This is a genomic window from Lysobacter gummosus, assembly GCF_001442805.1.
Lineage (GTDB): Bacteria > Pseudomonadota > Gammaproteobacteria > Xanthomonadales > Xanthomonadaceae > Lysobacter > Lysobacter gummosus.
In genome coordinates, this window is record NZ_CP011131.1 from 2,603,683 (window position 1) to 2,626,709 (window position 23,027).

The 23,027-nt window shown below is 67.6% G+C and carries 12 protein-coding genes; 5 read left to right on the forward strand and 7 right to left on the reverse strand.

Translation table 11 applies throughout. The features are described from left to right. Window positions 1–166: 166 nt before the first annotated feature. Complete coding sequence (locus LG3211_RS10810; protein ID WP_057942853.1) at window positions 167–12,187, forward strand: filamentous haemagglutinin family protein; 12,021 nt, start codon at window positions 167–169, stop codon at window positions 12,185–12,187. A gap of 76 nt (window positions 12,188–12,263) precedes the next feature. Continuing rightward, on the forward strand, window positions 12,264–12,617 hold the full coding sequence (locus tag LG3211_RS26785; RefSeq protein WP_222837597.1) for a hypothetical protein: 354 nt from the start codon (window positions 12,264–12,266) through the stop codon (window positions 12,615–12,617). A 488-nt stretch (window positions 12,618–13,105) separates the two neighbouring features. Here the strand turns inward: LG3211_RS26785 and LG3211_RS10815 are convergent, their stop codons facing one another. Then, window positions 13,106–13,288 (reverse strand): hypothetical protein, encoded by a 183-nt coding sequence (locus LG3211_RS10815; RefSeq protein WP_057942854.1) that lies wholly within the window; start codon window positions 13,286–13,288, stop codon window positions 13,106–13,108. Window positions 13,289–13,850: 562 nt separating this feature from the next. Between LG3211_RS10815 and LG3211_RS10820 the strand changes: the two genes are divergently transcribed. Then, window positions 13,851–15,164, forward strand: coding sequence for a substrate-binding domain-containing protein (locus LG3211_RS10820; RefSeq protein ID WP_057942855.1), 1,314 nt, complete (start codon window positions 13,851–13,853; stop codon window positions 15,162–15,164). 261 nt (window positions 15,165–15,425) lie between these two features. Here LG3211_RS10820 and LG3211_RS10825 read toward each other — a convergent pair whose 3' ends face one another. From LG3211_RS10825 to LG3211_RS10845, 5 genes are all read right to left on the reverse strand, one after another. After that, window positions 15,426–15,923 carry a hypothetical protein gene (locus LG3211_RS10825; RefSeq protein ID WP_057942856.1) on the reverse strand — a complete coding sequence of 166 codons (498 nt, stop codon included), beginning with the start codon at window positions 15,921–15,923 and terminating at the stop codon, window positions 15,426–15,428. Window positions 15,924–16,246: 323 nt separating this feature from the next. Then, window positions 16,247–17,032, reverse strand: coding sequence for an ABC transporter permease subunit (locus LG3211_RS10830; protein WP_057945407.1), 786 nt, complete (start codon window positions 17,030–17,032; stop codon window positions 16,247–16,249). 26 nt (window positions 17,033–17,058) lie between these two features. Next, on the reverse strand, window positions 17,059–17,916 hold the full coding sequence (locus LG3211_RS10835; RefSeq protein WP_057945408.1) for an ABC transporter permease subunit: 858 nt from the start codon (window positions 17,914–17,916) through the stop codon (window positions 17,059–17,061). Window positions 17,917–18,112: 196 nt separating this feature from the next. Beyond that, window positions 18,113–19,288, reverse strand: coding sequence for an ABC transporter ATP-binding protein (locus tag LG3211_RS10840; RefSeq protein WP_057942857.1), 1,176 nt, complete (start codon window positions 19,286–19,288; stop codon window positions 18,113–18,115). A 4-nt stretch (window positions 19,289–19,292) separates the two neighbouring features. Beyond that, on the reverse strand, window positions 19,293–20,441 hold the full coding sequence (locus tag LG3211_RS10845) for a polyamine ABC transporter substrate-binding protein (RefSeq protein WP_222837598.1): 1,149 nt from the start codon (window positions 20,439–20,441) through the stop codon (window positions 19,293–19,295). A 263-nt stretch (window positions 20,442–20,704) separates the two neighbouring features. On the opposite strand from LG3211_RS10845, the gene LG3211_RS10850 reads away from it, so the two are divergent. Further along, window positions 20,705–21,493: a TorF family putative porin gene (locus tag LG3211_RS10850; protein ID WP_187313169.1), complete on the forward strand. Its 789-nt coding sequence runs from the start codon at window positions 20,705–20,707 to the stop codon at window positions 21,491–21,493. 303 nt (window positions 21,494–21,796) lie between these two features. Here the strand turns inward: LG3211_RS10850 and LG3211_RS24850 are convergent, their stop codons facing one another. Beyond that, on the reverse strand, window positions 21,797–22,120 hold the full coding sequence (locus tag LG3211_RS24850) for a LysR substrate-binding domain-containing protein (protein WP_083512457.1): 324 nt from the start codon (window positions 22,118–22,120) through the stop codon (window positions 21,797–21,799). Window positions 22,121–22,302: 182 nt separating this feature from the next. Between LG3211_RS24850 and LG3211_RS25625 the strand changes: the two genes are divergently transcribed. Continuing rightward, the gene (locus LG3211_RS25625) at window positions 22,303–23,013 is read left to right on the forward strand and encodes a hypothetical protein (protein WP_148648849.1); all 711 of its coding nucleotides are present in this window, start codon (window positions 22,303–22,305) and stop codon (window positions 23,011–23,013) included. Window positions 23,014–23,027: the final 14 nt, after the last annotated feature.

The following is a 23,027-nucleotide window of genomic DNA, read 5'->3' on the forward strand; positions in this document are numbered from 1 at the left end:
TTTTTCAAAGGGGGCAACGGCAGGCGGCTTTGCCGAGCCGTGATGCGAAACCGTCCGCCCACGCTCTGATCCGCGCCCGCACCACCGCGTCTGTCCCCCATCTCCGCGTCGCCGCATCGCGCGACGTCATCGCCGCGCCGTCACGCCGCACGCAAAGGAAGCCGTCATGACCCGCAAGCCCGCCGAATCCCGCCATTCCCTGCGTGCGCGCAATCCGGTACGACTGCTCGCGCTGAGCGCGGCGATTTCGCTGGCGCTGCTCGGCGGCGCAGCTCACGCCGATCCCAATCCGTTCGCGCGGCGCGGCGTCGATCCGGCCGCGCAGGCGGCGCGCAACGCACAGCAGCAGGGCCTGCAGTCGGTGCGCGCGCAGCAGATGGCGCAGCGCTCGCTGGCCGCGTTCGGGCAGGCCGCGCAGGTGCGCGCCGCGCTCGATACCGCGCAGGTGGCCGCGCGCCTGGCCGCGGCGAGTTCGGCGGCGGCCAATCGGGTGCCCAACGGGCTGGGCGAAGGCGGGCTCAAGGTCGCCGCCGGGGTCAGGTTCGAACCCGGCGCGATCTCGGCCGAGGATCCGCGCTTGGGCCAATCCAAGCTGTGGCTCGGCGCCAAGGGCCCGACCCAGAACGTCGATGCCGGCAACACCACCGTCACCATCGAGCAGACGCAGAAGAAAGCCATCCTGAGCTGGGAGACGTTCAACGTCGGCAAGCAGACCACGGTCTACTTCGACCAGCGCGGCGGCAATCTGGCCGGCGGCGGCAACGACTGGATCGCGCTCAACCGCATCGACGATCCCAGCGGCCGCCCCAGCCAGATTTTCGGCCGGATCAAGGCCGAAGGCAGTGTCTACCTGCTCAACCGCAACGGCGTGCTGTTCGGCGGCACCAGCCAGGTCAACACGCGTTCGCTGCTGGCGTCCTCGCTCAACTTGTTCAACAACGATATCGCCCGCAGCAATCGCACTTTCATCAGCGGCGGCATCGGCCGCGGCAACGGCACGGATTTCGTCCTGACCTCGGAGGCGGCCGCGTACAGCGGCGGCGCGCGTCCGGCGATGGCCGGCGACATCCGCATCGAGGCCGGTGCGCAGATCAAGACCGGCGCCGGCGGCTACGCCCTGATCGCCGCGCCCAACATCGACAACGCCGGCAGCGTGCAGGCCGAAGACGGGCAGGTGCAGTTGGCGGCGGTGATCGGCGCGCAATACGGCGATCCCAAGCTCGCCGCCGAGAACAAGGTCGCGCTGGAATTCGGCCTGATCGGCGCCGCCCTGGGGCGCGAAGCGCCGGACGAAATCGGCTACGGCCGCCTGACCAACACCGGCATCATCGCCAGCAAGCGCGGCGACGTCACGCTGACCGGCTACGACATCGCCCAGGATGGTTACGTCGGTACCACCACCGGCGTGAGCCGCCCGGGCACGCTGTCGATCCTGGCGCTGGAATACGCGCGCTCCTCCGACGACGAAGCCTTCACCCAGAGCAAGGGCGGCCGCCTGCGTTTCGGCACGGCGTCGGCCACCACCATCCTGCCCGAGCACGACGGCGAGACCACCACCAGCGCCAAGAGCGCCGATCAGGCCTTCCAGCCGCCCAGCGCGCGCCTGGCCGCGGCGCAGATGTTCTTCCAGGAAAACTCGCTGGTGCTGATGCCCGGCGCCAAGCTCGATGTGTTCGGCCTCGACGCGGCGGTGTTCGTCGACACCGGCGCGCGCAGCGCCTCGCGGATCCTGATCGACCGCGGCGCGACCATCAATGTCGCCGGCATCGCCGACGTGCAGCGGCCGATGTCGGACAACATCGTGAAGATTCCGCGCATCGGCGAAAACGAACTCGCCGATTCGCCGCTGCTGCGCGGCGGCGGTCTGTATCGCCAATCGACCGCCATCGACGTGCGCAACAAGGGCGTGACCGCCGACGGCCGCGCCTGGGTCGGCACGCCGCTGCTCAACGCCGCCGGCTATGCCGATCAGGTGCCGCGCGGGATCGACCAGATGTTGATCGACGGCGGCAGCATCAACATCCAGGGCCGCGAGCTGATCGCGCGCTCGGGCTCCACGCTGGATCTGTCCGGCGGCTACGTGCATTACCTGGGCGGCATGATCGCCGCGCCGCGCCTGCTCGGCGCCGACGGCCGCATCTACCGTCAGGCTGACGCCGATCCGAACATGGCCTACGTCGGCTTCGCCGGCGACTACCTGCTCGATCACCAGCGCTGGGGCGTCAAAGAACTGTTCATTTCGCCGATGACCGCGGCCGACAGCTATTTCGACCCGGACTATGCGCACGGCGGCGATGGCGGCCAACTCAACGTAACCCTGACCCCCGACGCCAACCTGGCCAAAATCGACGCCGGCCTGGTGTTGGCGGGAGATATCCACGCCGACGCCGAATCCGGCCGCTATCAGATCAAGAACGGCGAACTGGCCCACGGCGGCTCGCTCAAGATCGCCACCGGCGACGGTTTTGAATTCACCCGCTGGCGGCTGCGGAACGCGCCGGTGGCCGACGTGCCGGACGGTTTCGACATGAGTTCGCGCTTCGCCGATCTGGCGGCCGCGGCCAAGGACGCGTTCGGCCTGCGCACCACGGTGTTGTCGAGCGATCGCCTCGGCGCCGCCGGGTTCTCCTCGATCACGCTCAGCGACAGCTGGGGCCGCATCGAAGTCGCCGCCGACGCGCATCTGAAGGTCGAAGACGGCGGCAGCATCGCCTTGAACGGCCGCCAGGTGCAGGTAGACGGCACCCTGGAAGCGGTGTCGGGCAAGATCGATCTGGAAGCGCAGTCGCGGCCGATCCAGCAGCGTCCGCAAGAGCGCGGCGACATCGTGCTCAGTGCGCAGGCGCGGCTGCTCGCGCGCGGCGCGTGGGTCAACGACGGCGCGGCGTTCGACGATGGCCGCACTGGCGCGGCGCACATCGACGGCGGCGCGATCAGCCTGCGCACCCATGAGCAGCTCATCGGTAGCGGCGATGCGATCGTCGATGCCAGCGGCTCGATCCTGATCGATCCGAACGCGCGCCTGGACGTGTCCGGCGGCGGACGCATCCTGCCCAACGGACGACTGGCGCAGAAGGACGGCGTGGCGCTCGGCCGCGGCGGCGACATCAGCCTGCGGACCTACGTCGGCGCCGGCACCGAGATACAGCCCACGTTCCCGCCGGCCTACTACGGCGATGCCGGCGGCGCCGGCCGCCTGCAGTTCTCGCGCGACTCGCTGGTCGCGCGCAACCTGGGCGGCGGCGGCACGCTGCGCCTGGACGCGCGCGACATCCGTATCGGCGGCGACGCGCCGAGCGATCCGCGCAGCTTGCACCTGGGCGCGGATTTCTTCGCCGACGGCGACTTCGGCGCCTACGACCTGCGCGCCGAACTCGACGGCAGCATCGCCGCCGGCAGCGACGTGCGCGTGTCGCAGCGCAGCTTCCTGGCCGATGCCGGGGCGCTGCGGCAACTGGCCAGCGGCGGCGATATCTACGCCGGCGGTTTCGGCGCGTTCGGCCGCCTCGACGATGCGCATCGGCCGACGGCGGATTTCTCCATGGCCGCCGGCGGCTCGGTCGGCACCGCTTCGCCGAGCGTGCCGCTGACGCAACTGCGCGACGAGTTGCGGGTCGAGCAGGGCGCGCGTCTGAGCGTGGATGCCGGCGGCGACGTGCGCCTGGGCTCGCGCGGCCAGGTCACCGTGCTCGGCGAAATCAGCGCGCGCGGCGGCAGCATCACGCTGTCGGGCGATACCACCACCGACGGCCTGTCCAGGCCGCTGGGCGAGATCGCGCAGGAGTATTGGTCGCGCGACAAATCGGTCTGGCTCGGCGCCGACAGCAAGCTGGACGTGTCCGGCATCGCCCTGATCGATCCGACCCTGAAGCCGCGCGCCGACGGCAGCGTGCCGCGCGACGGCAAGCTGCTCGACGGCGGCAAGATCGTCCTGAGCAACGACGGCGGCTACGTGGTGGTCGAGCAAGGCGCGCAGCTCAAGCTCGACGGCGCCGCCGACAGTTTCGAAGTGCGCGATGGCGTCGCCGCGCCCGGCCGCGATCCGTTCCGCCCGACCGCGGTGTGGAGCGATGCCGGCAGCCTGAGTATCGGCGCCGCCGGCGGCCTGTTCTTCGACGGCGACATCAGCGCCCACGGCGGCGCCGCGCAGGCGCGTGGCGGCGTGCTCGAACTGGTCGCGCTCGGCGACAACCAGCGTCCGCTCGGCGACGGCAGCTTCAGCGTGCTCAACGCGAGTGAGTTCGTGATCGATGCCGGCGGTTCGCACGTCACCGCCGCGGCGCGTCCTGGGGATGCGATCGAGCCCGACCGCGCCGCGCCGTCCGGGCAATTGCGCTTCGGCGCCGACCGCCTGCAAGACAGCGGCGTGGATACCTTGCAGATCGGCCGTCCCGGCAGCATCGCCTTCGTGCCGATCGTGTTCGAAGGCAATGTGGATCTGCACCTGGACCGCGCGCTGGTCCTGAACGGCAGCGGCTACAGCGTGCGTCCCGCGCCGCCGCCGGCCGGCACCGCCGCCGCCGATGCCGCCGCCGCGCAGGCGAAGCTGAGCGCGCAGTACGTGGCCTTCAACGGCTTGCGCAGCATCGGCCGCGGCGCCGCGCCGCTGACCGATCCGGCGCGTCCGGGCGACAACCGCCTGGACGTCAGCGCCGGGTTCATCGACTTCGCCGGTCAGGTGCGCCTGGACGGCATCAAGGTCGCGAACTTCGACAGCGCCGGCGATATCCGTTTCTACACGCCAGCCGAATTCCGCACCTTCGTGCCGCCGGGCGCGACCCTGCCGGCCGATCTGCCCGGGCAACTGCTGACCGGCGGCGACCTGAGCTTCCGCGCCGCGCAGCTGTATCCCGGCACCGGCGAGCGTTTCATCATCCGCGCGCTCGGCGCGTCCGACGGCGCCGGCGGACGCGACGCCACCCGCATCAGCATCGCCGGCAACGGCGTCGCCGCGGCCGCGCCGCTGTCGGCCGGCGGCGCCTTGCTGCTGGATGCGACCGCGATCGAGCAGGGCGGCGTGCTGCGCGCGCCGGGCGGGCAGATCCTGCTCGGCGTCGCCGATCCGGACAACGCCGACAGCCGCGCCGCGTTCGGCAACGTGAACCTCACCGCCACCGGGCGCGTGGAACTCAAGCCCGGCAGCCTGACCTCGGTCTCGCTGGACGGCCGCGTCGTGCCTTACGGCGTGACCGTCGATGGTCTGCAATGGCAGGCCTCGGCCACCCAGACCGATCTGGCCGCGCCGCCGCGCAAGCAGATCACCCTGGACGCTTCGTCGATGTCGCTGGCCGACGGCGCCGTCATCGATCTGTCCGGCGGCGGCGACCTGCAGGCGGTGGAATGGGTGCCCGGCACCGGCGGCAGCCGCGACGTGCTGTCGCGCTACAACACCAGTTACGCCGACGGCACGCCCAAGCAAGTGCCGCTGTATCCGGACGAACGCGAGGTCTACGCGATCGTGCCGGGCGCGCAGCCGCTGGTGGCGCCGAACGATCCGAACTTCGGCAGCGTCGCGGTCGGCAAGCAAGTGCAGATCAGCGGCGTGCCGGGCCTGCCCGACGGCGTCTACACCTTGCTGCCGGGCCGCTACGCGACCTTGCCGGGCGCGTTCCGCGTGGTCCAGCGCAGCGGCGCGCGCGACAGCCAGTCGGGACCTGCGGTGATCGCGCCCGACGGCACCGCGGTGGTGGCCGGTTACATGGTCGATGCGCTGAGCGGCGCGCGCGATGCGCTGGCCAGCAGCTTCGAAGTGCAGTCGCACGACACCTGGAGCCGCTACTCGCAGTACGCCGCCACCAGCGCGGACAAGTTCTTCGCCGATCGCGCCCAGCGCGCCGGCGCGGTCGCGCCGCAACTGCCGCGCGACGGCGGACAACTGGTGCTCAACGCCGGCCAGACCCTGGACCTGGGCGCGAGCCTGAAAGCCGCGGCCGCGCCGGGCGGCGCCGCCGCGCAGGTGGACATCGCCGCCAAGGCGATCCAGATCCTCGGCGCCGGCCACGCCGCGCGCGAGGGTTATGTGCAACTCGACGCGGACAAACTCAATCGCCTCGGCGCCGGCAGCCTGCTGATCGGCGGCCAGCGCCGCGATCGCGCCGACGGCGTGGCGGTGGATGTGCGCGCCGACAGCGTGCTGCTCGACAACGACGCCGGCTCCGCGCTGAAGGCGCCAGAGATCACCCTGGTGGCTACGCAGGACGTGCGAGTGTCGAAGGGCAGCGTGTTGAGCGCGCAAGGCCAACTTCCGGGCAGCAGCGACAAGCCGCTGTTGATCGGCGAAGACGCCGTCGCCGCTCAGCCGGGCCGGCCGGGACAAGCCGGACGCAGCGGCGACGGCGCCTTGCTGCGCGTGTCCAACGCCGGCCCCGCGCAAGTGCGCCGGCGCAATCTGTCCACGCTCGGCAACAGCCATGGCGTGCTCGCTATCGACGCCGGCGCGAACATCGACGGCGGCGCCTCGCTGACCCTGGACGCGGCCCGCAACACCTTGATCGACAGCCAGGCCCTGCTGCACGGCCGCGACGTGCAGGCCAACAGCGGCCTGATCGTATTCGCCGGCGACGGCGCCGCCGCCGATCTGGACGGCTTCGTGATCGGCCGCAACACCCTGGCCGGTTTCGCCGATGCGCAGCGCATCGGCCTGCGCAGCTACGGGCGCATGGAATTTCACGGCAAGGTCGATGTGAACGTGGCGCAGGAACTGGCCCTGAGCGCGGCCGCCTTCGCCGGCGACGGCGGCGACGTGCATCTGCGCGCCGATCGCCTGAGCCTGTCGAACGAACTTGGCGCCGCGGTCGCGGCCAAGTCCGGCAGCGGCGGCACGCTGAGCCTGTCCGGACGCGAAGTGGTGTTCGGCAGCGGCGACAAATCGCTGGAGGGTTTCGGCCGGGTCGATGTCCAGGCCGATCAACGCATCGCCGTCAGCGGCAAGGGCGGCTTCGATTTCGGCGCCGCGCCGCTGAGCCTGCGCGCGCCGGTGATCCAGGCCGAGGCGGGCGCCGACGGGCGCCTGAGCAGCCAGGGCGAGATCTCGCTGGCGCGCGGCGCCGGCGCGGTCGCCGCCGACGGCGCGCAGGGCGGGGCGATCGAACTGTCAGGCGGGAGCATCGTCGGCGACGCGCTGATCCGCGCCAATGCCGGCCGCATCAAGCTCAACGCCCGCGGCGAGGTGCGCCTTGACGGCACCGCCACGCTCGACGTGTCCTCGCGCGGCAAGACCCTGTTCGACCAGACGCTGTTGCCGCCGGCCGGCCGTATCGAATTGAGTTCCGACCACGGCTCGCTGAGCCTGGGCGCGAACACGCTGCTGGACTTCTCCGCACCCTCCGGCGGCGATGCCGGCGGGTTGCGCGCGATCGCCGGCGAAGGCGCGATCGATCTGGCCGGCGCCTTGCGCGGCGGCAGCGCGAACGGCCGCGGCGGCAGCATCGAACTCGACAGCGCGCAGGCGCTGGCATTGGACCCGCTGGCGCAGCGCCTGGCCGCCAGCGGCATCGACCAGCGCATCGCCGTGCGCACTCGCAGCGGCAATCTGAGCCTGTCGGCCGGACACCGCCTGAAGGCGCGCGAGGTCAGCCTGATCGCCGACGCGGGCGCCGGCGTGCGCGGCAGCGATGCCGGCAACGGCCACGTCACTATCGCCGGCGATATCGATGCCTCCGGCACGTCCGGCGGCACGATCGAACTCTACGGCCGCCAGGGCGTGGACGTGGACGGGCGCCTGATCGCCACCGGCAGCGACGCCAAGCGCCGCGGCGGCGAAATCCGCATCGGCGTCAGCGGCGTCGGCGACGGCTCGCTGAATTCGAACTACGGCTACCAGAACGTGCAGCGCGAAGACTCCGGCGCGATCCGCATCGGCGCCGGCGCCGTACTGGACGTGTCCGGCGGCAGTGCCGGCGGTCTGTCGGGCGGGCGCGTGGATTTGCGCGCGCCGCTGCTCACCGATGGCGAGGTCCGCGTGGACATCGCCGATCCGGCCTCGATCCGCGGCGCGCGCGAAGTCGGCCTGGAAGCCTATGCGGTGTGGAGCGCGGCCGACGCGCAAGACCCGGCGCATCCGGAATTGCATTTCGACGGCATCGTCGATCCGGCCGGCTGGTACGACGCGCAGGGCAAGCTGCTGGCGGGGCAATGGACCGACGCCGCCGGCAACGTCCTGGCGGCGCCGCAGAACGCGCAGGAACTGGCCCGGTACCTGAGTAAGCATTACTTCGCGCCGGACGCGGCCAATGCCGCCCACCGCAGCTTCTACGGCTATCGCGACGGCAGTCCCGCCGACGCGCCGTTGCCGGGCACGCTGATGGGTTTCGTGCAGAGCCCCGGCTTCGCCTTCGAACAACGCTTCGCAGGCGTGAGCAACTTCCGCGCGCGTCCGGGCATCGAACTGCGCAATCCCGACGAAGGCATCAACGGCGGCGCGATCCGCGTGCTGACCAACTGGAACCTCAACTCCGGCACCAACCAGCGCCTGGACTTCCGCTACGGCGACAACGCGCCGGTGCTGGGCCTGCGCGCGGCCGGCGAGATCGAAGTCGCCGCCAGCGTGTCGGACGGTTTCTACGATTTCAGCAAGCTCACCGGCGGTGTCAGCGGCACGCCCGATGGCAGCAACGCGCTATATCGCGGCATCGTCGATGGCCAGGGCCTGAGCTCGCTGGACGGCGTGTTCATCACCCTGCCGCAAGCACCCGATCCGGGCCAGTACAACGCCGAGCAGATCGCGCAGTACTACGGCCAGTACGACCAGCTGATGCAGGAACTGTCCAAGCCCGATCCGACCTTCGCCGCCGACAGCAACTTCTGCGGCTTCGCCTGCAGCCTGCTGCAGTGGGTCCAGAGCGTGTACGACTTCTCCGCCGGCACCTCGCCGGACCCGGCGTTGCAGCCGCCGCCGGCGCCGACCTCGCCGGCCGACTACGACGCCTACCTTCTGGCCTATCGCAACTACGTGGTCGCCATCGCCAACAACGCCTTCTACGGCACCGGCGAGTTCTTCGCCTACGAACCGCCGAAGCTGCCGGTGCCGGGGCAACTGTTGCCGCGCATCGGCCCCAACGATCGCACCCCGAGCCTGCAGGCCTCCGCCGCCGATCCGGCCCCGTTCGCCACCCGTACTCTGGCCGGCGGCGACAGCAGCTGGCTGCGCCTGGTCGCCGGCGCCGACAGCGCCAGCGCCGCGCCGACCGCGCTGCGCGCGCGGGCCGCGGCGGCCGATATCCGCTTCGACGGCCACACCACGGTGAATCGCGGCGCCAGCGGACGCGAACTGCTGTTGCCGAACGTGCTGCGCACCGGCACCGGCCGCATCGAACTGGTCGCCGCGCGCGACATCCGTTTCGACGATGCCGACGCGCCGGCCAGCGTCTACACCGCCGGCCGCCCTGGCGAGGGCAGCCGCACCTCGCAGGACCCGGGCCAGATCCGCCCGCTCGGCGAGGGCCGCCCGGATCTGGTCGTGACCGGTCAGGTCAATCCGGAAGCCGCTGGCGATCTGCTCGTCAGCGCCGGCCGCGACATCCTCGGCAACCGCCGTATCTTCGACAATGAGCAGGGCACCCGCAGCGGCAATGCCGGCACCTATCTGGGCCAGTTCTGGTGGCCGTGGATGCAAAGCGGCAACACCGTCGCCGACGACGGCCGCACCGTGCTGGCGTCCTCGATCAACTTCGGCGGCTTCGCCCAGGGCCTGCTCAGCGTCGGCGGCAACGTCTCGATCCAGGCCGGCCGCGACATCCGCGAATTGTCGGTATCGCTGCCGACCACCTGGAGCAAGGAAGGCGGCGGCGCTGTGCGCACCTATGGCGGCGGCGATCTGCGCGTGAACGCCGGGCGCGATCTGCTCGGCGGCGATTACTTCCTCGCCAAGGGCGAAGGCGAGTTGAGCGCCGGCGGCCGCATCGGTTCGGCCTTCGATTTCGACGCGGCGGTGTTCTTCAGCGGCAGCGGCGATTTCCTGCAACTGCACACGCCGGTGGCGCCGATCCTGGCGCTGCAGGACGCGCGCCTGCGCGTGCAGGCGGCGCAGGACGTCGAACTGGGCCGGGTGCTCAATCCCTCCTACGTCAAGACTCCGGAAGGCGTGAGCGGCGATTCGCAGGCCTACGGCGCCGACGCCGAGCTCAACGTGTTCTCGGTCGCAGGCTCGATCGCCTTCGACACCCTCGACGTCGGCGACGCGCTGTTCTCCTACGGCCTGCGCATGAACGGTTTCGCCGGCAAGCCCTACGAAGTGCGCAGCCGTCCGATCTTCATGCAGGCCTTGCCGGGCCGCGTGCTGGCCACGGCGATGGACGGCGACATCGTGCTCAACAACGGCGGCGCGCTGTTTCCGTCAAAGCGCGGCCAGCTCAGCCTGCTCGCCGGCGGCGACCTGCTGCTGTCGGCCGACCGCTTGCCGCGCGGGCAGGGATTGAGCCTGATCGACCTGGCCCCGAGCTGGATGCCGACGCCCGACAACCAGATCGGCAAGGTGCTCGGCGAAGGCAACGGGCCGCTGGACTTCACCGAAATGGTGCTGAGCAACGGCAAGGAACGCAGCTACCGCGCCAACCTGCATCGCGACGACAGCGAACTGGTACGGCTGTACGCCGGCGGCGACATCGTCGGCGGCCGCCAGCGCGACGGCGTCAGCCTGAATCCGTTGACCATCGACGTGCCCAAGCCGGCCTCGATCCGCGCCGGCCGCGACATCGTCGATCTCAACTTCCGCGGCCAGAATTATCGCGAATCGGATCTGACCCGGATTCAAGCCGGCCGCGATCTGTACAACAACCCGCTGCGTCCGAACGTCGGCGGCGCGGTCAACACCAATTACTCGTGGCTGCAGCTCGGCGGCCCGGGCACCTTCGAATTGCAGGCCGGGCGCAATTTGGGCCGGATCACCTCGGCCAACGAGGCGTTCCAGAACGGTTCGCTCAACAGCGACGGCGGCGGCGTGCGCACCATCGGCAATCGCGACAACGCCGGCTTGCCGAACGAAGGCGCCGACATCGTGGTGCGCTTCGGCGTCGGCCCGGGCGTGGCCACCGACGCGTTCGCGCAACGCTATCTGGACCCGTCCAGCAGTGATGCGAACCAATACCGCGACTGGCTGGTGGCCTTCGTGGCCCAGCTCGACGCCGATCGCCGCCAGCGCGACGGCGCCGGTGGGGACGTGGCGCCGATGAGCGCCGAACAGGCCTGGCAGGCGTTCCTGCGGCAGCCGGCCGAGCAACGCCAGTTGCTGGTCGATCGCGTGTTCCTCGACGTGCTCGAACGCGCCGGCAAGGAAAACAAGGATCCGGCCAGCCCGAACTTCGGCAAATACGCGCTCGGCTATCAGGCGATCAACACGCTGTTTCCGGCCGCGGCCGGTTACACCGCCAATCGTCTGGAAGGCGGCGCGAACGGCGCCGATCGTTTGGTCGCGACCGGCCAGTTGGACATGCGCGGCTCGACCATCCAGACCCAGCGCGGCGGCGACATCCGCATCCTCGGCCCGGGCGGCGACGTGCTGGTCGGCAGCGTGAGCGCGCCGCCGCTGGTGCGCGACAGCCTGGGCGCGGTGCGGATCGGCCCGAACCAGCAGGGCATCCTGGCTCTGGAGCAGGGCGACATCGGTATCTTCACCGACCGCAGCGTGCTGCTGGCGCAGAGCCGCATCTTCACCCAGCAAGGCGGCAAGATGCTGATCTGGAGTTCCAACGGCGACATCAACGCGGGTAAGGGTGCGAAGACTTCGTCGGACAAGCCGCCGGTGGCGTACGACTGCGATCTGGACAATTACTGCCGGATCGACGCGAAGGGTCTGGTGACCGGCGCCGGCATCGCGACCTTGCAGACCGTGCCGGGCGGCAAGGCCGCCGACGCGGTGCTGGTGGCGCCGCGCGGCACCATCGACGCGGGCGATGCGGGCATTCGCATCAGCGGCAATCTGATCCTGGCGGCGCAGACGGTGGCGAACGCGGACAACATCCAGGTCGATGGCGATTCGATCGGCATCCCGGTGGCGCGCGGCGTGGACGGTGGCGCGTTGGCGGCGGCATCGTCGGCGAATGCCGGCGTGGACGCGGCGGCCGATTCGATGGCGCAGCAGCGGCCGGCGGTGGCGACGCGGGATATTCCGGCGTTGATTTCGGTGCAGGTGATCGGATTCGGGCGGTGCGGGGTGGACGACAGTCGGTGCATGAATCCTCCGCCTCCGTGAGCGGGGTGGGCGGCTAGGGGGGCTGTCGCGATAGCTGCAGATCCTGGTCGCGACTGTTGTTGCGCAGTCGCTTCGGGTGGCTTTGCTTCTGACCATGCCGTCGTCGTCGTCGTCGTGGCCGTCGCCGTCGCTGCCGCTATTGCTATTGCTGTTGCTGTTGCTGTTGCTGTTGCCAAGCTTTTTCTTCGCTTCGGCATTGCCTTTGCTGGGCGCGGCTTGTTACTTGCGAGACCAGGGACACCCGAAGGGCGGCGCACATGGACGTGCGCCGGGTCCCACCTTGGGCAGGATGCCCAATGTGGGACCTGCCTGCGCAGGCACCGCACTCGTGGCTTTTGACTCGAAACAGCCTAAAGCCTTTTCTTTGGTTACTTTCTTTGTGGCTTTGGACAAAGAAAGTGACCCGCCGCTCTATGGCGGAAGCGTTTAGCGTTTGATCTTGCTTGAGGCTTCTAAGGCTTCTAAGGCTTCTAAGGCTTCTAGGGCTTCTTAACGAACCTGAAGCCCCTGATCGAAACAACCAGTCCTGCGCACTCCTCCTACCGTCATTCCCGCGAAAGCGGGAATCCAGCGACTTCAAGCGTTCTCGCACGAAAGGCACTGGATTCCCGCGTTCGCGGGAATGACGAGCAAAAGCAAAAGCCTCAAACAAGAGCAAGAGCAAGAGCGAGAGCGAGAGCAAACGCCTAAAGCTTCCGCCATGGAGCGGCGGGTCACTTTCTTTGTCCAAAGCCACAAAGTCCCACGGGATTTCCTTCGGTCAAAAGTAACCAAAGAAAAGGCTTTAACTGTTTCGAATCAAAAGCCACGAGTGCGATGCCGACGCAGGCAGGTCCCACATTGGGCATCCTGCCCAAGGTGGCACCCGGCGCACGTCCATGTGCGCCGCCCTCCGGGTGTCCCTGGTCTCGCGAGTTACTAGCTGCGCCCAGCAACGGCAACAACAAAAGAAAAGCCGAGCCACAGCAAAACCGAGACAAAGCAGAATCTCGGCAACGGCAACGGCAACGGCAACGGCAACGGCAACGGCAACGGCAACGGCAACTGCAACTGCAACTGCAACTGCAACTGCAACTGCAACTGCAACAACAGACCGGTCAACCGCTCCGACAGCGCCGCATAGAAAAATTACAAGCGCCGCGCCGTCATCACACGCACTTCATGTCGCAACGCCGGCCGCGCCAAAAGACTGTTCTGACTAATTGAGCCGCGTACTACTCGAAATGGCAGTTGCACGCAAAAACAACCGTGGCTTATCGATATCACCGCACGCCGCATTCCACCGCTGCGCGCACACGACTGTCGCATCTCGGCAAAACCATGCGTAATCAGCGCACAGTCGCAGCGCGAAACGACACGTCAATCCCATGACGATCCTGGACGCGTTCGGTCGTGAGATGACAGCGGTCATGCCCACTGTCACGCAAGCCCCGGGCGCATGACATTAAAAATAATTCGACAGAAAAATGCTGCGCAAATGCGTATCGCGTCGCAGGTTGAATGCGAGGTTTCCTGAGTAACAAATGTGTACCCGCGCCGTCGTCGCCATGGAACACACGTCAGCGAATCTGGAGATGCGTCGGATAGCAAATTAATGGACGCAACACATCGCTAAATGGATTAGTCGGATACACGCCACATAACCTCTTCTAGGAGAAGTCACGTGCATCGCAACACGCTCTCGCTTTCCCGCATCGCTTTCGCCACCGCGCTGGTCATCGCCGCCGGTTCCGCCACGGCCGCCGATCTGTACGGCGGCGGCGCCACTTTCCCGGCTCCGGCTTATGTCGGCGACGCTTACAACGCCACCACCCCGAACAAGGCCCGCCTGTCGCGCGCCGCGTCGATCACCGCTCCGGCGGTCGGCTTCAATGTCGCCGGCCTGAGCAACAGCGCCACCGGCCCGAGCGCCGGCAAGACCCCGGTGTTCGCCTTCGTCGCCGACGGCCTGTCGTACTGCCAGACCGGCAGCGGCACCGGCAAGAAGGTGCTCAACCAGGACACCGTCGCCGCCAACGGCGCTTGCGGCGATGCCGCCAGCCCGGCCGCGACCGGTTTCAGCGCGCTGTCGCCGACCCCGGACTTCATCGGCACCGACTCGCCGACCAGCACCGCCGACTACACCACCTTCAACACCAACATGCAGGCCACCCGCGGCGCGATCACGCAGATCCCCGTGCTCGCCGGCGCCATCGGCATCCCGTACAACAAGTCGACCGTCGCCTCGCTCGACCTCAACGCCGAGAAGGTCTGCAAGATCTTCGGTAAGGTCGTCACCAACTGGTCCGATCCGGTCCTCGGCCTGAGCGGCGTCAGCGGCCCGATCACCGTGGTCTACCGCACCGACGGCAGCGGCACCTCGTTCGCGTTCTCCAGCTACCTCAGCAGCGCCTGCGCGAGCTTCGGCATCAGCATCACCCCGAACCAGAACTTCGCCACCGCCGTCGGCGGCGCGGGCGCGGGCTGGGTCGGCGCCAACGGTAACGGCGGCGTCGTCAGCGCGGTCAAGAACACCGCCGGCGCCATCGCCTATGCGGACATCGCCGAAATCCTGGCGCAGTCGGCCACCTACGCCAAGGTCAACACCTTCGACCCGGCTGTCATGCCGGTGTGGCTCAACCTGACCGGCGCCAGCCTGGTCTCGAACAAGGTTCTCGACGGCGCCACCCAGAACGCCATCCCGGGCACGCACAGCGCCGCCGAGCAGACCTGCATGAAGCTGATCCCGCCGAACACGAACGTCTCCGGCGCGTATCCGATCGTGGCCTACACCTACATCAACACCTACTACACCGGCCATGCGGCGACGCAATCGACCGCGCTGAAGAACCTGCTGCGCGTGTTCTACTCGACCAAGCTCGTGGGGGGCGTCACCGTTCCGGGCGGTCCGGATCTGCCGAAGGGCTACTCCTACCTGCACCAGAACAGCGTGTTCCGCGGCCAGGCCAACACCGCGATCAACAACTGCGTCAACTGATCCAGGCTACAGGCGCGGCGGCATGGGCCGCCGCGCCGCACTTACGCGGATGCGGCGACCGGGCAGGGACTGCACGGCCGCCGCGGCGACAACGAAGCCATGCTTCGACGGCTCTGCGGGCGACCGCAGGGCCGTTTTGCGTTGCCGCGCATGGGCGGTTGGAGGAAGAAGCGAACGAAAAAAAACTCCCCGGCGGAACCGGGGAGCTTGATGCCGACCACGATCGAGCGCGAACCATCGCGCTCGAATCCCGGGCTTGGATCAGGTACCGCAGAAGCAGGTCGCGTTGGCGCCGACCGAAGCGCCGGCCGGCGCGTCCACGTACACCGTGCACTGCGCGCTAGACGCGGTGCCCTTGTCGGCGGCAGCGGCGATCTTGTTGTTGCAGGTGCTGGCGGTGACGCCATTGCGAGTGCCCACGGCGGTGGTTTCGCAGTTGGCGGTGATGTCTTCGCCGCCGCTCAGGCGCGCGGTGCTTTCGACCGCCACCACCGCCGCCGGCGAGGACGACAAGCCGCCGCCGAACACTTCGACCTGACGCGAACCGGCCGGACACGCCACGCTGGCATTGCACAGCACGCTGTCGCCAGCGTTGGCATCGGCTTTGACGGTGGCGTACACCTGCACCACGCCCGGGAAGAAGTTCACCGTCTTGCACTGGCCGGCGGCGTGCGCCTGCGGGGCGGCCAGCAGGCCCAGGCCCAGCGCGGCGGCGATGACGAGAAGCTTGGCGCCAGCGGCGCGCATTACGTAGTCCATTGCGTATCTCCTTAGGAAGTTGGAATGAGTCCGGCGTGGATGTGTCGCATCCCGGGGAGTGGAGACGTTCGGGCATGGCAACGGCCGCGTCGGGCGGCCGCAGATAGCTGCAGATGGGTGGCCAAAGGGCCGCGTCGTGCCGGCGGCGGCCCGTTAATGCAATGCGGTGTGTCGCGGGCGCTCCTTTCCCCGCCAATAGGAGAACAGGCGCACGTGTCGATGCTGTTGCATGCACGTGAATGCGTGTGAGCGCGCAGGCATTCGCGCCGATGCGGCACATCCGCGCTGCCGGCCGGCTGCCGGTGTGCGGCGCGGGCCGGAGGTCAGTCGCCGGCGCGCGCCAGCTTGCGTTCGCGCCGGTGCATCAGCACGCCGGCCACGGTGACGCCGATCGTCACCAGGATCACGATGATCGTGGTCAGCGCATTGATCTCCGGCGTTACCCCGATCTTCACCTTCGAATACACCAGCATCGGCAGCGTGGTCGAACCCGGACCCGAGGCGAAGCTGGCGATCACCAGATCGTCCAGCGACAAGGTGAAGGCGAGCAGCCAGCCGGCCAGCAGCGCCGGCGCGATCAAGGGCAGGGTGATGACGAAGAACACCCGCCACGGTTTCGCGCCCAGGTCCATTGCGGCTTCTTCCAGGCTCGCGTCCATCGAGGTCATGCGCGAGCGCACCACCACGGTCACGTAGCAGGCGGTGAGGGTGATGTGGGCCAGGGTGATGGTGGTCATGCCGCGCTCGGGCCAACCGAAGACCTGCTGCAGCCCGACGAAGAGAAGCAACGAGGACAGGCCGAGCATCACATCGGGCATCACCATCGGCGCGGAGTTGAGCAGACTCAACACGCCGCGCCCGGGAAAGCGCCCGAACCGCGATAGCGCCAGGCCGCTGGCGGTGCCCAGCGCGACCGCGGCGGTGGCCGAGATCGCGGCGATGGTCAGGCTGCGCCGCGCCGCTTCCAGGATCTGCTCGTTCTGCGCCAGCGCGGCGTACCACTGCAGCGAAAATCCGCCCCAGGTGGTGGCGCGATCGGAGCCGCTGAAGGAGAACACGATCACCGAGACGATGGGCAGGTACAAGAACGCATAGCCCAGCGCCATCATCGTATACAGCGCGAACGGACGCCGGTTCACGACTGCGCCTCGCGCGCCACGCGGCGGTTTTCCACGTACTCGAACAACAGCGTCGGCAGCACGATCAGCAACAGCATCGCCACTGCGATCGCCGCCGACAGCGGCCAGTCGCGGTTGGTGAAGAACTCCGTCCACAGCACGCGGCCGATGGTCAGCGCATCCGGGCCGCCGAGCACGTCGGGAATCACGAATTCGCCCACCGCCGGAATGAACACCAGCAAGGTGCCGGCGAGGATGCCCGGCAGCGACAGCGGCAAGGTCACCCGCACGAACGCCTGCCAGGGCTTCGCGCCCAGGTCGGCGGCGGCTTCGAGCAAGGTGAAGTCCAGGCGGATCAGCGTCGCCGCCAGCGGCAGGATCATGAAGGGCAGGTAGTTGTAGGTGATGCCGATGTACACCGCCAGATCGGTATGCAGCACCGCCTCGCCGGGCTCGATCACGCCCAGCCACGCCAGCGCCTGGCTGACGATGCCGTTGGCGCGCAGCAGGCCGATCAGCGCATAGGTGCGCAGCAGCGAACTGGTCCAGAACGGCAGGATCACCAGCACCAGCAGCAACAACCGCAGCATGCGCGGCGCGCGCGTGATGCCGTAGGCGATGGGATAGCCCAGCAGCAGGCAGCACAGGGTCGAGATGCTGGCGAACAACAGCGATTTCAGATACGCGGCGATGTACAGCGGATCGGCCAGCAGCGCGGCGTAATTGGCGATATGCAGGCGCAGCGAGGTCGCGCCGTCGGCGGTGGTTTCCAGCAGCGGCGTATACGGCGGCACCTGCCCGAACACGGCCTGGGCGAAGCTGATCTTCAGCACGATCAGGAACGGCACGCAGAAGAACAGCGCCAGCCACAGCATCGGGATCGCGGTGACCAACAGGCGTCCGCGACGGGTGCGGAATTCGTCGCCGACCGAACGGAACCAACCGAAGAGGTTATAAACGACCTCAGCCCAGAAACCCCAAATCCCCCGGTCTTTCTGCCTGTCCTCGCGCGCGCTCACGGCAAAGCCCCTGCACCAGAAACACCTGCATCGACGCTCATGGCCGAAACGATCATGACGTCAACACCACCGCACTGCCCGCATCCCAAGACAACCACAAAGTGTCGTCCCAGTCGTAATGCGGCTCGGAACTGCGCGCCACATGCGTCTCCTGCACGCGCAACGTCGCGCCGGCCTCGGTCTGCACGTGATAGATCGACACATCGCCCAGATAGGCGATATCGCGAACCTTGCCGGCCACCGCGTTCTCCATCCCCTCCGGCCGGGTCTCGTGCACGTCGATCTTTTCCGGCCGCACCGCGATGCCGACCGCGGTGCCTTCCGGCAGCGGATCGGGGTGGCGCGCCAGCAGTTCCTCGCCGACACCGTCGCACTGGATGCGCAGCAGCCCGGTACTTTCGTCGTGCGACAGCACGCGCCCGTCGAGCAGATTGATGCCGCCGATGAACTCGGCGACGAAGCGGGTCGAGGGATATTCGTACAACACCGCCGGCGTCGACACCTGCACGATGCGGCCGGTGTCCATCACCGCGATGCGCGAGGACATGGTCATGGCTTCTTCCTGGTCGTGCGTGACCATGATGAAGGTGGTGCCGACACGTTCCTGGATGCTGACCAATTCGAACTGGGTATGCTCGCGCAGCTTCTTGTCCAGCGCGCCCAGCGGCTCATCCAGCAGCAACAGCTTGGGCTGCTTGGCCAGCGCGCGCGCCAGGGCCACGCGCTGGCGCTGGCCGCCGGAGAGCTGGTCGGGCTTGCGATTGCCCAGTTGCGGCATGCGCACCAGTTCCAGCATGGCCTGCACGCGGTCGCGGATTTCGCCGGCGCCGAGCTTGTCCGCGCTGGAGCTGGAATGCTTCAGGCCGAAGGCGATGTTCTGCGCCACGCTCATGTGCGGGAACAGCGCGTAGCTTTGGAACATCATGTTGACCGGGCGCTGATACGGCGGCAGATCGGTCACGTCGATGCCGTCGATGAGCACGCGCCCGCGATCGGGCGACTCGAACCCGGCCAGCACCCGCAGCAGCGTGCTCTTGCCCGATCCCGAACCGCCGAGCAGGGCGAAGAACTCGCCGCGGTACACGTCCAGGGAAATATCGTCGCAGGCGTAGACCTTGCCGAAGGTCTTGGTCACCCCTTCGATGCGCACGAACGGCTGCGCGGCCGGATCGCGCCAGGGTTCGCGCGCGGCCGGCGCGGCGGCGGAGCGGGGGACGGGCGCGGACACGCGCTCAGTGCCCGCTCTTGATGCTGGTCCAGGCGCGCACGCGCTGGCGTTGCACGTCCTCGGGCAGCGACTTGGGATCGACCAGCTTGGCGCGCACCGATTCGGGCGGATACACGCCCTGGTCCTGCGCGATGGCCGGATCGACCAGGCTGGTCGCGTCCTTGTTGGCGCTGGCGTAGGCGACGTGATTGCTGATCTGCGCGGCGACCTTGGGATCGAGCAGATAATTGATGAAGGCGTGGGCATTGCCCGGATGCTTGCTGTCCTTGGGCACCGCGATCACATCGACCCAGCGGATCGCGCCTTCCTTCGGAATGACGAAGCGCAGGTCCGGCAGCGGCGTGCCGGCCTTCTTGGCCGCATCGAAGGCATCGGTGCTGGCCTGTGCGATGTCGCCGGAATAACCCATGACCAGACAGGCGTCGCCGTTGGCGAAAGCGTCCTTGTATTCGGCGTTATTGAAGGTGCGAACGAACGGGCGGATCGCGGAATAGACCTTGCGCACCGCCTCGATTTCGTCGGCGGCGCCGGCGTTGGGATCGCGGCCCAGCCAGATCAGCGCCGCGCCGAAGGTTTCCTGATCGTCGTCGAGCACGGTGATCCCGCACTTCTGCAACTCGGCCGCGTTGGCCGGATCGAACAGCAGCGACCACGAGTCCAGCGGCGCGTCGGCGCCGAGCGCGGCGCGCACCTTATCGACGTTGACGCCCAGGCCGGTGGTGCCCCACATGTACGGCACCAGATGGGCGTTGCCCGGATCGATCGCGGCCAGATTCTCCAGCAGTTGCGGGTCCAGATGGTTCCAGTTGGGCAGCTTGCTCTTGTCCAGCGCCGCGTACAGCCCGGCCTTGACCTGGCGCTGGGCGAACGGCCGCGCCGACGGGAACACCACGTCGTAGCCCGAGGCGCCGGCGCTGAGTTTGCTTTCCAGGGTTTCGTTGGCGTCGTAGACGTCGTAGTTGACCTTGATGCCGTTGGCGGTCTCGAAGTTCTTGACCGTGTCGTCGGCGACGTAGTCCGACCAGTTGTAGACGTTGAGCAGCTTCTGCTCGGCCCCGGCCGGGGCCGCGGGAGCGTCGGCGTCGGACGGCTTGCCGCCGCCGCAAGCGGTGAGCAACAGGGCGCAGGCGAGCGGGACGAGGCGCAGGTTCACGGTGAATCTCCTGGAAGCAGGCACGGGCGGCCGGGTACTGGCGAGGATGTTCGGAGCCTGTCCGCGCGGTGTCAACGCGAAGGGGGCGATCGCGGGGCGGCGAGCGCCCGGGCCGGGCCGGTGGGTTACCCGCGGACGATCTTGCGCAAGCGGGCTCCTCATTTTCGTTCGCAGGCTGCGCCGGCGCGTTCCCTTGCGCGAGTTTGATGTGCAGTATCGTCATCGGCTGCCGTCCGTTGGCGGCGTTGAAGGGAGAAAACGTGATGCCGATCGTCTTGCAACGCCGTTCGCCGCGACCGCGCCGGCAGGTGTTCACCGTGCTGATGGCCGCGGCCCTCGCTCTGGCGCCGTCGTGGGCCGCGGCGCAGGACGCCGCCGAAACCGGCGAGGCGCGGCCGTGGGCGGTGCGCGGAGGAGTCAGCGTGCTCAGCGACTATGTCTGGCGCGGCGTATCGCAGACCCAGGAAGACCCGGCGTTGCAGGCGGAGATCAACCTGGAACATCGCAGCGGTTTCTACGTCGGCCTGTGGGGTTCGAGCATCGATTTCACCGCCGCCGACGAAGAGGACGACGGCATCGATTACGAACTCGACGGCTACATCGGCTGGGCCGGCGAACTGCGCCCGGGCCTTGAGTTGGACGTGGTCCTGACCCACGCCGCCTATCCTGGCGCGCGTTCGGGGTTCGACTACGACTACACCGAGCTGGAAGGCACGTTGAGTTTCGCCGAGCACTACCACGTGGGGCTTGCGTACTCGCCGGACATCTTCGGTCTGGGCGGCAGGGGCTACTACTGGAACGTTGGTGGCGAGTGGCCGCTGGGCGGAAGCGGTTTCGGGCTCAAGGTGCAGGTTGGCTACTACGATCTGGAGGATGCGGCGGGCGACAGCTACAACGATTACCTGCTGGCATTGACGAAGGATTTCGGGCCGGTGCATGCGGAGTTGCAGTACACGGACACATCCAGCTATGGGCCTGAGTTGGCGGAGGCGTTGGACGACGCGAAGTTGGCGGATGGGAGGTTGGCGGTGACGGTGGGGTGGAAGTTTTAAAGGGGGGGGCGGCGTTGATGAGTTTCGTAACGTCGCAACCGCCTTGCTCTGCTGTTGCTGCCGCCTTTGCCTTGCCTTCGCTCGTGCTTTAGCTCTTGCCGGCGCCGCCCTGCGGTGTCCTTGGTCCCGCGAGTAACAAGCGGCGCCCGGCAACAGCAAAGTCGAAGCGAAGCACATTCCTGGCAACGGCAACGAGCCGCGCTGCAGCCGCAATCCGCTCCGCAACTTCAAGTGTGGCTTTCCGCAAGCGGCCATCGAAAGATGGGTCCGACAGGCGCCTCGCCGCAAGCGCGCCCGCCCACCTCACCCAAACAAGCCCCGCTCGCACACCCCGATCACCACCTCGCGCAACCATCGATTCGCCGGTTCGAATTCGCTGTTGGCATGCCAGTAAAAATGCAACTGCGCCGCCGGCAGCGCGAACGGCACCGCCACCCGACGCAAGTGCGCGTTCGCCGCGATGCGCCCGGCCAATCCCGCCGGCATCGTCAGCAAGGCGTCGGATTGAGCGACGACTTCGCACGCCGAGTGGTAGTTCTGACAGCGTAACGCGATGACCCGATGTTGGCCGTGGTTGATTTGCGCAATTGTGCCGTGGTGTTGATCAACTGCGACGCGAAGCGACAGTCGAAGTGGTTAAACGTCATTTGCACGGAATTTTTGCGTACTCAGTTCGAATTGCTCATGCGCATGTGATATTGACTGACCTTGAGCTCTGATGGATGCTAACTATGAGAGCGCTCCACTAGGTCAGCCATCGTCCTCGCTAGACGACGAAGCGCGGAAGCCTATTTGAACAAGGATGGTTGATGAGCGATATCCAGCCCAGTCCAAAGTCAGTCGGTGATTTGATCGCGCAAGCCGGCGCCGCCGCGCTGTACCGTGATCTATACCGCATCAATCAAGACACGGCGCGCCTGCTAGGACCACTGCCGCAGAGAGGCATTCCGACCCAGGCAAAGAGAAAGCCGCGCTCTACGATGCCCCCGAGCCAGTATGTTCCCCAATCGCAACAGACCTCTCAAGAGGCGGAATCCATGGATATCAAGACCGTCGTAGCAGCGTTAACGCTCGCTGCGATCACCCCGGCCTGTAAGTCATCGACCAGCCCGGCAACACCGGAGGTTTCGATTTCCACGAACGCGGCCAGTCAAAAACCGCTGCCGCTGTCGGTTGAGGAAAAGTTGAAGGAGGGGATGCCCTACCAGCAGCTCAGGGCCATCGTTTTGTCCGATGGATGGAAGCCTGTCGTTGATCCCGAATGCAAGGCTCAAGTCATCGGCGGGGACTTTGAAGAACGTTGCAAGAACGGGCGCGACGCGCGTTGCAATGTTTGTGCCGAATTGCCGGAGTTGTCGGCTTGCGGAGCGGGTGGGCTATGCATGCTTGTCTTTGAGGCAAGCTCAGGCGAGAAATTGAACGTCACAGGCATCGGCAATGTCACTACATGGAACAAAGCGCCTCCCCAACTAGAGTTTTACGTGCAGGCTTGGTCGTTTGAGAACGGACAAGGGCGGTAGTCAGGACGACTGGG

Coding starts and splice junctions, on each gene's coding strand:
- LG3211_RS10850 (WP_187313169.1), top strand. CDS start 20,705: ATGCCGATCGTCTTGCAACGCCGTTCGCCGCGACCGCGCCGGCAGGTG.
- LG3211_RS10810 (WP_057942853.1), top strand. CDS start 167: ATGACCCGCAAGCCCGCCGAATCCCGCCATTCCCTGCGTGCGCGCAAT.
- LG3211_RS10830 (WP_057945407.1), bottom strand. CDS start 17,032: ATGATGGCGCTGGGCTATGCGTTCTTGTACCTGCCCATCGTCTCGGTG.
- LG3211_RS25625 (WP_148648849.1), top strand. CDS start 22,303: ATGAGCGATATCCAGCCCAGTCCAAAGTCAGTCGGTGATTTGATCGCG.
- LG3211_RS10825 (WP_057942856.1), bottom strand. CDS start 15,923: ATGGACTACGTAATGCGCGCCGCTGGCGCCAAGCTTCTCGTCATCGCC.
- LG3211_RS10835 (WP_057945408.1), bottom strand. CDS start 17,916: ATGCTGTGGCTGGCGCTGTTCTTCTGCGTGCCGTTCCTGATCGTGCTG.